The sequence below is a fragment of the Actinoplanes sp. NPDC051388 genome, assembly GCF_055586225.1.
In genome coordinates, this window is sequence record NZ_JBVJIP010000007.1 from 356827 (window position 1) to 369033 (window position 12207).

General features: G+C 72.4%; 12 protein-coding genes and 1 pseudogene. 8 read left to right on the plus strand and 5 right to left on the minus strand.

The annotated features are described in order from the left end of the window. Positions 1–224: 224 nt before the first annotated feature. Positions 225–428 (plus strand): annotated as a pseudogene (locus ACZ6TI_RS20265) (response regulator transcription factor); the annotation flags it as partial. Between the two features lie 168 nt (positions 429–596). Next, the gene (locus ACZ6TI_RS20270; RefSeq protein ID WP_465346633.1) at positions 597–1025 is read left to right on the plus strand and encodes a hypothetical protein; all 429 of its coding nucleotides are present in this window, start codon (positions 597–599) and stop codon (positions 1023–1025) included. Between the two features lie 7 nt (positions 1026–1032). Here ACZ6TI_RS20270 and ACZ6TI_RS20275 read toward each other — a convergent pair whose 3' ends face one another. Then, on the minus strand, positions 1033–1629 hold the full coding sequence (locus ACZ6TI_RS20275) for a YdeI/OmpD-associated family protein (RefSeq protein ID WP_465346634.1): 597 nt from the start codon (positions 1627–1629) through the stop codon (positions 1033–1035). A 61-nt stretch (positions 1630–1690) separates the two neighbouring features. Then, positions 1691–3616, minus strand: a complete 1926-nt coding sequence (locus ACZ6TI_RS20280; RefSeq protein WP_465346635.1) for a Xaa-Pro dipeptidyl-peptidase — start codon at positions 3614–3616, stop codon at positions 1691–1693. 94 nt (positions 3617–3710) lie between these two features. Between ACZ6TI_RS20280 and ACZ6TI_RS20285 the strand changes: the two genes are divergently transcribed. The 5 genes from ACZ6TI_RS20285 to ACZ6TI_RS20305 are packed head-to-tail and all read left to right on the plus strand — an operon-like array spanning position 3711 to position 7530. Then, positions 3711–4259 (plus strand): RNA polymerase sigma factor, encoded by a 549-nt coding sequence (locus ACZ6TI_RS20285; protein WP_465346636.1) that lies wholly within the window; start codon positions 3711–3713, stop codon positions 4257–4259. Further along, positions 4256–5134, plus strand: coding sequence for a zf-HC2 domain-containing protein (locus ACZ6TI_RS20290; RefSeq protein WP_465346637.1), 879 nt, complete (start codon positions 4256–4258; stop codon positions 5132–5134). Before ACZ6TI_RS20285 ends, ACZ6TI_RS20290 begins: the two co-directional genes overlap by 4 nt. Continuing rightward, positions 5131–5826: a hypothetical protein gene (locus ACZ6TI_RS20295; RefSeq protein ID WP_465346638.1), complete on the plus strand. Its 696-nt coding sequence runs from the start codon at positions 5131–5133 to the stop codon at positions 5824–5826. Before ACZ6TI_RS20290 ends, ACZ6TI_RS20295 begins: the two co-directional genes overlap by 4 nt. Further along, complete coding sequence (locus ACZ6TI_RS20300; RefSeq protein WP_465346639.1) at positions 5823–6653, plus strand: hypothetical protein; 831 nt, start codon at positions 5823–5825, stop codon at positions 6651–6653. Before ACZ6TI_RS20295 ends, ACZ6TI_RS20300 begins: the two co-directional genes overlap by 4 nt. A 16-nt stretch (positions 6654–6669) precedes the next feature. Continuing rightward, positions 6670–7530, plus strand: a complete 861-nt coding sequence (locus ACZ6TI_RS20305; protein ID WP_465346640.1) for an ABC transporter ATP-binding protein — start codon at positions 6670–6672, stop codon at positions 7528–7530. Here the strand turns inward: ACZ6TI_RS20305 and ACZ6TI_RS20310 are convergent. The 3 genes from ACZ6TI_RS20310 to ACZ6TI_RS20320 form a co-directional block, all read right to left on the minus strand. Continuing rightward, positions 7506–8999: an AMP-binding protein gene (locus tag ACZ6TI_RS20310; protein ID WP_465346641.1), complete on the minus strand. Its 1494-nt coding sequence runs from the start codon at positions 8997–8999 to the stop codon at positions 7506–7508. The genes ACZ6TI_RS20305 and ACZ6TI_RS20310 overlap by 25 nt on opposite strands. A 54-nt stretch (positions 9000–9053) precedes the next feature. Next, on the minus strand, positions 9054–9452 hold the full coding sequence (locus tag ACZ6TI_RS20315; RefSeq protein ID WP_465346642.1) for a DUF805 domain-containing protein: 399 nt from the start codon (positions 9450–9452) through the stop codon (positions 9054–9056). A 75-nt stretch (positions 9453–9527) separates the two neighbouring features. After that, the gene (locus ACZ6TI_RS20320; RefSeq protein WP_465346643.1) at positions 9528–10475 is read right to left on the minus strand and encodes a nucleoside hydrolase; all 948 of its coding nucleotides are present in this window, start codon (positions 10473–10475) and stop codon (positions 9528–9530) included. A gap of 70 nt (positions 10476–10545) precedes the next feature. On the opposite strand from ACZ6TI_RS20320, the gene ACZ6TI_RS20325 reads away from it, so the two are divergent. Beyond that, complete coding sequence (locus tag ACZ6TI_RS20325) at positions 10546–12207, plus strand: alpha/beta hydrolase (protein WP_465346644.1); 1662 nt, start codon at positions 10546–10548, stop codon at positions 12205–12207.

Consider the following 12207-nt stretch of genomic DNA (forward strand, 5'->3'; position numbering starts at 1 on the left):
GCCGGCGAGGGTGGTCACGGCCTGAACGGCATGCGTGAGCGCGCCCACGCGGTCGGCGGTTCGGTCCGGGCCGGCCCGTCCGGCGATGATCGGTACGAGGTCTCTGAACGACTCCACCGACGACATGCGGGTGGTCGCCGAGGCGGCGAACGGCGAGGAAGCGGTCGCCCACGCCGCGCTGCACCGGCCCGACCTGGTCCTGATGGACATCCGCATGCCGGGCGTCGCTGACCGATCGAGAGCGCGAGATGACCGCGCTGGCCGCCCACGGCCTGTCCAACCAGGAGATCGCGCAGCGTCTGGTGGTGAGCCCGTTGACGGTCCGGACACACATCCACCGGGCGATGACGAAGGTCGGCGCGCGCGACCGGGCGCAGCTGGTCGTGGTCGCCTATCAGCAGGGACTCGTCCGCGCACCCCGTGGGTGAAGCCGGCCGCCCACCCGATGGTTGGCATGAGCTCGCCGGCCATGGAGAGTGGCTTTCATGACGTGCATCGTCGGGATTACGGATGGGCGAACCGTCACCATCGGCGGGGACTCGGCGGGAAGCGACGGGTGGCACGTCGCGGTGCGGTCGGATTCCAAGGTGTTTCAGGTGGGGCCATATCTGATGGGCTTCACGACCAGCTATCGGATGGGTCAACTCCTGCGCTACTCCCTGACCGTCGGCGAGCCCGACACCTGGGACGTCGACCGATTCATGGTGACCACGTTCATCGAGGCCGTTCGCGGGTGCCTCTCCACGGGCGGCTATGCGAGGATCGAGAACGGCCAGGAACAGGGTGGGCAGTTCCTCGTCGGCATTCACGGTCGCCTCTATGTCGTCGGCGACGACTACCAGATCGGGCACACGATCTCGGGTTATGCCGCGGTCGGGTCGGGCTATCTGGTCGCCCTGGGATCGCTGCACTCCACGGCCCGATCGCCGGTCAGCAGCCGGCCCCGCGCGGTGATGGCGCTCGAGGCGGCGGCCGAGCTGACCGAGGGCGTGCGGCCGCCCTTCACCGTGGTGCAGTCGGAGTGAAAGAAGATCAGAGCGGCTTGGCCTTCTGAGGGTAGAAGGTCTCGTGGCGGGACAGCATGGCGACCAACTCGACGATCTTCCGCTCGCGGGTCTCCGCCCGTTTGACGCCGTTGACGCGGTAGATCAGGGCGAACCGGTTGGCCTGGGTGAGCACGTCGAACATGGCTTGGGCGGCCGGCACGGCGGCGATGGCGGCGAGCAGGTCGGCCGGCGGCACGGCTTCCGACGGCGGGGCGTAGGCCGCCGCCCACCGCCCGTCCGCTTTCGCGGCGTCCACCGCGGCGCGGCCCGCTGGCTGCACCAGCCCCTGTTCTTCCAGCCGGGCCACGTTGGCGACGTTGCGTTGTGACCACGAGCTGCGGGACCGGCGAGGGGTGAACCGGATCCACGAGCTCTCCTGATCCCGTTTCCGGGCCTGCCCGTCGATCCAGCCGAAGCACAGGGCCTCGTCGACCGCCTGCTGCCAGGTCAGCGTGGTGACGGTGCCGCCCTTTCTGGTCAGGGCCAGCCAGACGCCGGGCGACGTGGCGTGGTTGGCCGACAACCACGCGCGCAGCGCCTCGGCGTCCGCGACTACCAACTCATCCAGCTCGGCGCTCCCCATGACGGCAGGTTAGCCGCTGAGGGTTCCCCGGGGCATCGGATGACACCCCGGGGAACGGTGATCACGGGATGATCGGCTGGAACGTCCGCGGGGCGAACGCGCTCGGTGCCGGTGCCGTCGTGACGACCGGCGCGGTGGCGCCCGGCGTCGGCAGCTTGCCGGCCAGCGGCAGCGCCAGCGAACTGCCCTTCAGATCCAGGCGGATCGTCGCGCCGCCGGACTGCGGTGACGAGTACTCGTTGTCACTGGCCTGCAGGATCAAGCCGAGCACGTGCCCGGCGGCGATCCGCTGGTCGGTGGCCTGCAGCGGCACCGTGACGAAGTACCACCGGCCCGGCTCCAGCGGCCGCACGAAACGAAGCGACTGCCGGTGCGCGGCGTCCTGCCAGCCCCGGGTGATGATCGCGTGGTCGTCGGTCGCCACGTCCTCCACGGTGTCCAGGTAACAGGCGTCGTCGGCCGCGGTCGACTCGCCCCAGCACGACTCCGTGCCCAGCGTCGTGATGCCCTGGCCGCTGTCCTGGTAGTCCACCCGGGCGGCGGTGCCGTAGTCGACCAGACGGGCGGTGAGCTCGGTCGTCGGCTGGTCGACCTGCACCTTCAGGGTCACCGAGGGCGTGCCGGAGATGCGGATCCCCTCGGTGAGCGGCGCGGACAGGAAGGCGACCCGGCCGGGGACGGCGGTGTTCGGGTTCGACACCGCCTGGGCCTCGCCGAGATTCGGGTTGTCCGTCCACGTGCGCACCGCACCCGCGGGCCGGCCGCCCAGCGTGCCCGTCGCGCCGTCGCCGTTGCCCAGCTTGACCGTCGTCGGCTTGGCCGCGACGGCCGGCCAGGACTTCTCGTCGACCCAGGTGCCCGGCGCGGTTTCGATGGTGACCTGCGGTTCCCGCTCGATCCCGTTGCGGATCCCCTGCAGATAACGGTCGAACCAGCGGTGCAGCGTGTCGACCCACTCGGCCCGCCGGATGTCGAAGGGATCGACATGGCCCTGCTGCGGGAGCCAGATCTTCTTGGGTACGTCGAGCAGCTTCCACCACTCGGCGAACTGGCTGGTCGTCACGTTGGTGTCGTTGACGCCGTGCGAGATGAAGACGCTGGCGCGCACCTTGCTCGCGTCCGGCCGGAAGTCCCGCTCGGCCCAGAAGGCGTTGTAGTTGCCGGTCGCGTCGTCGCTGCCCTCGTCGAGGTCGGCGAGCACCGCCTCGCAGGCCTCCGCCGGCCGCCCGTTGACCACCTGGTGCAGGAACTCCGGGTAGTCGGTGGAACGCAGCACGCCGTTGTAGCGCTGGTAGTCGTACCAGCTGGAGATCGCCGAGATCGGGACGATCGTCTCCAGGCCCTCGACGCCGGTCGCGGCCACACCGTTGGCCACCGAGCCGTCCCAGGACTTGCCGATCATGCCGGTCTTGCCGTTGGTCCAGCGGGTGGCGACCGCCGGGGTGCCGTCCGCATAGGTCGCCGTGGCCCGCCCGTTGAGCCAGTCGACCACCGCCTTGCCGCTGCCGACCTCCTCACGGCCGCCGACGTCCATGCAGCCGGTGGACCGGTTGGTGCCGGCCAGGTCGGCCGCGACGAAGGCGTATCCGCGCGGAACAAAATAGTTGTCGTAGAAGAGTGGCTGCTTGGTGATCACGCCGTCGGCGTCGTACTCCTTGAGCTCGCCCTCGTTGCCCCGCCCGCAGCAGGAGTAATAGGGCGAGCCCTCCAGGATGACCGGTACCTTGCGGCGCGCGTCGGCGGCCTCGCGCGGCCGGACGATGTCGACCGCGACCCGGTCCGGCACGCCGTCCTCGTCGTTGTCCAGCGTCGTCTCGACCCAGACGCTCTCCCGGATCGCGTTCTCGTACGAGTAGACCGGAACGGTCTCCCCGCCTCGGATGTGTGGAATCTCGGCGGCTGACGCCGGCGTGGCGGAGACGGCAAGCGTGGCACCGACCCCCGCCACGACGACTATCGCAAGCCTTCGCATTCGTTGCCCTGACATCGACGCATCGTAATGCACCGATGTGGAGGAACCGGTGAACCAATCGCCGGTGCGGCCGCTACCTACCTTCAGGGGTGGGAGAGGGGGTGAGCGGGTGCCGGGCAGCGATGACGACCTGCTGCGATCGGTCGCGGCCGGCGACGCGTCCGCGCTGACCCTGCTCTACGAGCGGCACTCCGGCGCCCTCTTCGGCTACCTGCTGCGGCTGGCCGGCGATCGGATGCTGGCCGAGGAGATCCTGCAGGACACGATGCTCGCGGTCTGGCGGTCGGCGGGCGCCTTCGAGGGCCGGGCCAGGGTGACCACCTGGCTGTTCGGGGTGGCCCGCCGCCAGGCGCACAACCGGCTGCGCGTCCGGCCCGCTCCCGAGCCCGCCGCGGCCGAGCTGCCGGACCGGCCCGACCAGGGCCCCGGCCCCGAGGAACTCGCGATCGCGGCGGCCGGCGGCACCCCGGTGGCCGCGGCCATCGATCGGTTGCCCGCGCACCACCGCGACGTGATCGCGCTGGTGTTCGTGGCCGGTCTGCCGCTCGCCGACGTCGCCGAGGTGCTCGCGATCCCGGTCGGCACGGTGAAGAGCCGGCTCCATCACGCCCGGGCCGCCGTCGCCGCGGCGCTCACTGCCCAGGAGGTGCCCGAATGAAGGAGTTGCTGCCGGCATATGCGGCCGGCTCGCTGAGCGGCGAGGACCGCCACCGAGTGCGCGCGCACCTGGAGATCTGCCCGCACTGCCGCGCGGACCTGGCGGCCTGGCAGGCGATCGCCGACGCCGCGCCGCCGCCCGAGGCCGCCCCGGATCCGGGCCCGCTGGTGCGGGCGGTGCTGACCCGCAGCGCGCTGGACGGGCCGGCTCGCGGACCGGCGAGGCGACTGCGGCACCTGGCCGCGCTGGTGGTGGCCGAGGCGAGGCTGATCCGGCCGGCCGTGCCGATCGCGTCCACGCTGGTGATGGCGCTGGGCGTGGCGCTCGTGCTGGTCCAGGACACCGCCGCGGGCAACGCCGGTCTCGTGCTCGCCCTGATCGCGCCGATCGTCGCGGCCGCGGGCGTCGCGGGCACCTATCGCTCCCGGCAGGATCCGGCCGCCGAGCTCGTCGCCGCCACCCCGGTCTCCGGCCGGCTGCTGGTTCTGGTCCGGACCACGCTGGTGTTCGGCTACGACCTGGTGCTGGCCCTGGTCGCCTCGGCTCTGGCGGACTCGGCGAGCCTGAACGCCCTTGTCTCCGCCTGGCTCGGGCCGATGGTGCTGCTGTCCTCGCTCAGCCTGCTGATCGCCGTGCGGTTCGGGCCCGACGTCGCGCTGGGCGCGGCGGTCGGGCTGTGGGCGGCCCGGGTGGTGGCGGGCAGCGTGCTGGCCGGTGACGTGCTGCGCCGGGACTGGCCGGCCCGGTTCATTGTGGACGCGTGGTCGACGAACGCGCCGGTGCTGGCGGTCAGTGCCGCGCTCGCCGTGGTCGCGGTGGTGCTGGCCGGGCGCGGTGAACCATCCGGCGGGCCGCGCGCTACTCATCCGTTGTGAGACCACTGATCCTCTGGCGACATGAAGCGCGCCGGGCCGGCTGGACGGCCTTCCTGGGCCCGCCGATCGCCGTCGTCGTGGGCGTCGCCGCCGCGCTGGCGAACCCGGTGCCCGGCGACATCACGACGGCCCGCGTCCTGCTCGGCGCCCTGGAGATGGCGATCCCGCTTGCCGCCGCGGTCGCCTGCGCCTCCCTGGTCGGCCGGGACCCGGCGGTCGAGTTGCAGCTCACCGCGCTCACGCCCTACCCGGTGACCCTGCTGCGGCGGCTGGCCGTGACGCTGGGCTGGGCAGCGGTGGTCGCGGTGCTGATGGCCGTCGCGCTGATCGCGACCGGCTGGTGGGCCCGCTGGCCGGACAACCACGGCGCGTGGGCCGGCCAGCTGACCTGGGTGGCGCCGACGGTCGGCCTGAGCGGCCTGGGTTTCGCCGCGGGCGCCGTGTTCCGCAGTCCGGGGGCGGCCGGCGCGATCGTCACGACGCTGTGGGCGCTGCAGCAGTTCTTCGCCGGACTGGCGCAGCAGCACCTGCCGGGCCGCCTGCTCTACCTGTTCGCGACCACCCGGGGCGCGGAGCCGGACGACTGGGCCGCGAACCGCCTGACCCTGCTCGGCACGGGAGTCGCGCTCATCGCGCTGGCCCTGGTCGTGCTGACCCGCTCAGAACGCCTGATCGGCGAGGAGGACGAATGATCGGCCAGACGCTGCACGCCTTCGGGGCGAGCACGCGGTACGAGTTCCGCATGCAGGTGCGCAAGCGCTCGGTGTGGATCGTGCCCGCGCTCACCGTGGTGCTGTTCCTGCTGATCGGCGGCAGCCTGCTGCGTGACCTGTTCGACCCGAACGAGGCGCCGGCCGAGGCGAAGACCGCGGTGGTCGGCCTGGCGGTGCAGATCCACGCGCTGCTGTCGATCGGCTTCGGCTGTCTGCTCGCCGACCGGCTGATCCGCGACGACCGGCTGCGGGTGGCGCCGATCCTGGACGCCACACCGGCCCGTCCCGGCGCCCGCCTGCTCGGCAAATACCTGGGCGCGGGCGCCGCCACGGCGATCCCGATCCTGGTGGTCTACTTCGGGTTCGCCATCGCCTATGCGGTGCACGCCGGCGCCCCCGAGTCACTCGGCTGGGCGCTGGCCACCAGCGGCGTGGTGATCGTGCCCGGGCTGTTGTTCGTGGCCGCGTTCGCGCTGGCGGCGCCCCTGGTGATGCCGGCGCCGCTGTTCCGGGTGATCTTCGTCGGCTACTGGCTGTGGGGCAACGTGGTCTCGCCGGACCTGATGCCGACGCTCGCGCGCACGCTGATCCACCCGCTCGGCGGCTACCCGCTGGCCGGCCTGCTCGGCTTCCACGGCATCGACGGCGAGGAGACCTGGGCCGGCCCGGTGCCCGGCGCGACGCTGAACTTCCTGCGGCCGGACCCGACGCCGGCGACCGCCTGGCTGTCCATCGGCGTGCTGCTGGTGCTGGCGGCCGCCGCACTCGCGGGCGGTCAACTGCTTCGTGCCCGACGAGCCCGTTGAGACGAGAGGATTTCTGATGAGGATCGACATTGCCGGGCTGACGAAGACGTACCGCGGTGGGGTGGCCGCCCTGGACGGCCTGGACCTGGTCGTGCCCACCGGGATGTTCGGCCTGCTCGGCGCCAACGGCGCCGGAAAGACCACGCTGATGCGCATCCTGGCCGGCATCGCGCGGCCGACCTCCGGCTCGGTCTCGGTGGGCGGGCACGACATCGGCACCGGCGCCGGGCGCACCGCCGTGCAGCGTGAGCTCGGCTACCTGCCGCAGGACCTCGGCGTCTATCCGGACCTGACGGCCCGCCAGTTCCTGGACTACGTGGCGCTGCTCAAGGGTCTGGACGACCGGTCGGCGCGGCGCCGGCGCGTCGGCGAGCTGCTCGAAGTGGTCGCGCTGACCGAGCACGCCAACCGCAAGCTGCGCGGTTTCTCCGGCGGCATGCGGCAGCGGGTCGGCATCGCCCAGGCGCTGCTCGCCGATCCGCAGTTGCTGATCGTGGACGAGCCGACCGCCGGTCTCGACCCGGAGGAGCGGATCCGCTTCCGCACGCTGCTGTCCCAGTTCGCCGGCCGCCGCACGGTGCTGCTGAGCACGCACATCGTCGACGACATCGCGCAGACCTGCCGCGAGGTGGCGGTGCTGGCCAAGGGCCGGCTGATCTTCCGCGGCACGGTCGACGAGCTGACCAGCCGGGCCGAGGGCCGGGTCTGGACGGTGGTCACCGACGGACCTCCGCCGACCGAGGGCACGGTCGTCTCCGCGCTGCCGCACGAGCAGGGCATGCGCTATCGGATCGTGGCCCCGTCGGCGCCGAGCACGCAGGCCAGCCCGGTGGAGCCCGGCCTGGAGGACGGCTATCTGGCGGTGACCGCGCGGTGAACCTCGGCGCGCAGGCGCTTGCGGTCGAGCTTGCCGACCGAGGTCAGCGGGATCTCCGGGAGGACGGTGATCGTGCGCGGATATTTGTGCGCCGCCAGCCGGCCCTTGCCGAACTCGATCAGCTCGGCCTCGGTGACCCGCGCGCCCTCGGTCAGCGCCACGAACGCGACGACCTCCTCGCCCAGCCGCTCGTCCGGCCGGCCCACGACGGCGGCCATCCGCACGTCCGGGTGTTCGAGCAGCGCGTCCTCGACGTCGCGCGGATAGACGTTGAAGCCGCCACGGATGACCAGGTCCTTCATCCGGTCGATGATGGTGAGGTAGCCCTCGCCGTCGAGCCGGCCCACGTCGCCGGTGTGGAACCAGCCGTCGGCCAGCGGCTCGCCACCCCAGTAGCCGGTCATCACGTTCGGCCCGCGCACCACGATCTCGCCGTCCGCGCCGACCGGCGCCTCGGCGCCGTCGAGGTCCAGGATGCGCAGCTCGACGCCCTCGACGACCCGGCCGATGGTGCCCGGCCGCGGCTCCGAAGGCGGCATCCCGCTGATGATCGCGGCGGTCTCGGTACAGCCGTAGCCCTCGAGCACCGTGGCCGACGGGACGCGCCGCTGGAACTCCTCGCGGACGGCCGGCGGCAGCGGCGCCGCACCGGAGAAGACGAACCGCAGCTCGCCGAGATCCATCTCCTCGAGCGGGAAGGCCAGCATCATGGCCAGCATCGAGGGCACCACGGCCCAGGTCTGGGTGCGGTGCTCGACGGCGAGCTCGAGGAACGACTTCGGCTCGAAGAACCGTTGCAGCACCGAGGATGACGCCTCCGGCACGTGCATCGAGCCGACCGTGACCAGCAGCCCGAACGAGTGCGACAGCGGCAGCGAGGACTGGCCGCGGGTCAGGCCCGGCACGTGGCTGCGGGCGCGCGAGGACTTCCCGGCGAAGGACAGGTTGCGGTGCGACAGCGCGACGCCCTTGCTGCGGCCGGTGGTGCCGCCGGTGTAGAGCAGCGCGGCCAGGTCGTCCGGTGACCGGTCGACGATCGGCAGCGGCTCGGTCTCCGCGGCGAGCTCGGCGAAGCTCGTGTCACCGAGCACCACGACCGGCAGCGTGCGCTCGCCCCGCGCCTGAAGCACCTTGGGCAGGAACTCCGGCGTGGTGAACACCGCCGAGGCGCCGGAGTCGTCCAGGACGTGCCGCACCTCCGGCGCCGTCAGCAGGAACACCACCGGCGTCACGACCGCGCCGGCCCGCCACGCCGCGTGGTAGATCTGGATCACCTCGGGGCAGTTGGCCATCATCACCACCACCCGGTCGCCCGGCCGCACCCCGAGCCGCACCAGGCCGGAGGCCAGCCGGCGGGAGCGTGCGAGCTGCTCCCCCGAGCTGACCCAGGCCCCGTCGAAGAAGAGCGACGGATGATCACCGAGCCGGTCGAGCGCGGCTTCGGCCAGTCGGGCGAGGTTCGTTTCCATCCGGCGCCTCCTCGTGCGGGTGTCCACACCGCTTATGCCCATGGCACCGCGGTGTCAATGCCCCCGGGGGTCCGGACCGTACTGGTTGGCGCCCGGGTTGCCCGGCAGGATCGTCATGACCAGGATCACGACGCCGAGCAGCGGGATGATGCCGATCAGCTGCCACCAGCCGCTCAGGCCGGCGTCGTGCAGCCGCCGGCAGGTGATCGCGAGGCTCGGCAGGAGCACGCCGACCAGATAGACGAAGATCAGCACGCCGGGGATCACCTCGTTGTCGGCGACGTTGCCGATCGTGAAGCCGACCGCGACCACCGCGGCATAGAGCAGCACGTTGAAGAGGGTGAACCACCAGTATTCGGCGCGCCGGGCCCGGCCGGAGAAGGTGGCGTACTTGCGGAAGCCGCCCACCCAGTAGCCCAGCGGTCCGACCCGGGGCCGGTAGTCAACGGACACAGTGTCCTCCTTGGACAGACATCGACAACGTCCGATCCTAGGGAGTGCCGGGCTCGATCGGCAGTGGCTGGCCGGTTAGGGACAGGCCGGCTCGCCCAGCGTCCGCACCGCGCCCATCAGCAGCCGCCAGAAGGCGTCCACGTCGAGGCCGGTGGCGACGTCGGCGTTCACCGCGTGACCGGTGCGGTGGTGCAGGTCGACGCTGGTCGCGCCGCGGGTGTGGGTGCCGGTCAGCTCGACCGCGACCGGCGCCGCGACGGTCCGCACGATCGCCGGATCGAGGACCCGGGCGACCGCCACCGGGTCGTGCACCGGCGGATGATCGAAACCGAAATTCCGGCGGTACGCGCCCGCGAAGAACGTCATCAGCTCCGCGCAGATCGTGCCCAGCCGGGTGCCCAGTCCCCGGAACTCGGCGATGATCTCGTCGGTCGCCGGCGCCTGATGCGTGACGTTGAGCCCGACCATGGTGAGCGGCAGCCCGGAGCGCAGCACCACGTCGGCCGCCTCCGGATCCGTGACGATGTTGAACTCGCCGTACGGCGTGGTGTTGCCCCGCTCGGTCGAGCCGCCCATGAAGACGATCCGCCGCAGTCCCGCGGCCGTCTCGGGATGGGTGCGCAGGAGCAGCGCGACGTTGGTCAGCGGCCCGGTCGCGATCAGCGTGACCGGCTCGGCGGACTCCGCGATCAGCCGCCGGATCAGCTCGACCGCGTGCACCCCGGCCAGGTCGGCGACCGGCACGTCGAGGTCCGGGCCGTCGAGCCCGGTCACGCCGTGGATGTCCGCGGCGACGGTGAGCTCGCCGACCAGCGGCCGGTCGCAGCCGGCCGCGACCGGCACCTCCGAGGCGCCCGCCAGGGCGAGGATCCGCTGCGCGTTGCGGGTGGTCTTGTCGAGCGTCTGATTGCCCGCGACGGTGGTGACGCCGAGCAGCCGCAGCCGCGCGTCCCCGGCGGCCAGCAGCAGGGCGAGGGCATCGTCGTGCCCGGGGTCGCAGTCGACGATCACCGGTTCGGCCATTCCCCGAATCTAGGTCACGTTTACCCGGACCGGGGTGGCGGGAATGGGTCGAGCGTCACGGGGAGGTGGGATGAGCGTCCCGACGCGGACCGATCGCACCTCGCCGCCCGCGCCCACCACCACGCTGATCGCGGCGCGCCGGGTCGTGCGCGCCGCGCCCAGCCCGAGCGGCGTCGCCGTCGCCGTCCTGTTCCTCTGCGTCTCGCAGACCCCGTCGTTGCTCCCGCGCGGCTGGCTGCTGCAGGGCGTGGTGGGTGGCGTCACGGCGGCTTTCGGGTACGGCCTGGGCGCGCTCGTCCCGCGCCGCGCCTGGTCCCGGCGGGGCACCCGGATCGCCTGGTGGACGATGGCCGTGCTGGTGCCACCGGCCGTGTTCGGGATGATCGTGCTCGGCCTGCAGTGGCAGGACCAGCTGCGCCGGCTGGTCGACATGCCGCCGATCGACACCACGTACCGGTTCCGGATGCTGGTGGTGACCGGCCTGACCTTCGCCGTGCTGGTGCTGATCGCCCGCGGCCTCCGGCTGGCCGCACGCAGCCTGGCCCGCTTCGCGTCGCGCTGGATGCCGCGCCCGGTGGCCTATACCGCGGGGTTCGTCGTGGTGGCGTTCCTGGCCGTCACGCTGACCAACAACGTCGTGCTGGGCGGCCTGTCCCGGGCGGTGGACGGCGTCGCCGCGCGGGACAACATCGGCACCGACGCGAACATCGCCCGCACCACCTCGGCCCTGCGGTCCGGCGGTCCGCGATCGCTGATCGGCTGGGACACCCTGGGCCGCCAGGGCCGCGACTTCATCGGCACCGGACCGGCGGTGGCCGAGCTCGAGCGGTTCGCCGGCGGCCCGGCGACCGAGCCGATCCGGGTGTACGCCGGGCTGCAGTCCGCCGGCACCGTGCGGGACCGTGCCGACCTGGTGGTGCGCGAGATGGACCGGACCGGCGCCTTCGACCGTGCCGTGCTGGCGGTGATCATCCCGACCGGCACCGGCTGGGTGGACGCCTCGCTGGCGGCGTCGCTGGAATATCTGTACGCCGGGGACACCGCCGAGGTCGCCATGCAGTACTCGTACCTGCCGAGCTGGGCGTCGTTCCTGACCGACCGGGAAACCGTGGTGGCGGCGGCCCGGGTGCTGATCGGCGCGGTCCGGCAGCGGTGGGCGGCGCTGCCCGCGAACGATCGGCCGAAGCTGCTGATCTTCGGGGAGAGCCTGGGCACGCTGGGCATCGAGCGCACCTTCGGCACGGTGCCCGGACTGGTCGCCGGCGCCGACGGGATCCTGCTGGCGGGCCCGACGTTCGCCAACCCGCTGCACCGCGAGCTCACCGCCGCCCGGCAGCCGGGCAGCCCGGTCTGGAACCCGGTCGCCGCCGACCCGGCCGTACGCTCCGCGGTGCGCCCGGCCGAGCTCCGCGCCCGCACCGGCGCACCGGCCCGGGTGGTCTATCTGCAGAACGCCACCGACCCGATCGTCTACTGGAACCCGAGCCTGCTCTGGCGGCAGCCGGAGTGGCTGCGCGGGCGGCGCGGCCCGGACGTGACGCCGGACATGCACTGGTACCCGCTGATCACGTTCTGGCAGACCTCGGTCGACCTGGCCTTCGCCAACGACGTGCCGCGCGGCCACGGGCATCAATACAAGTCGGGGGTGGTGGACGGCTGGGCGGCGCTGGCCCCGCCGCCGGGTTGGACCGACGCGGACACGCTCCGCCTGCGCGCTGAGCTCGACCACTGA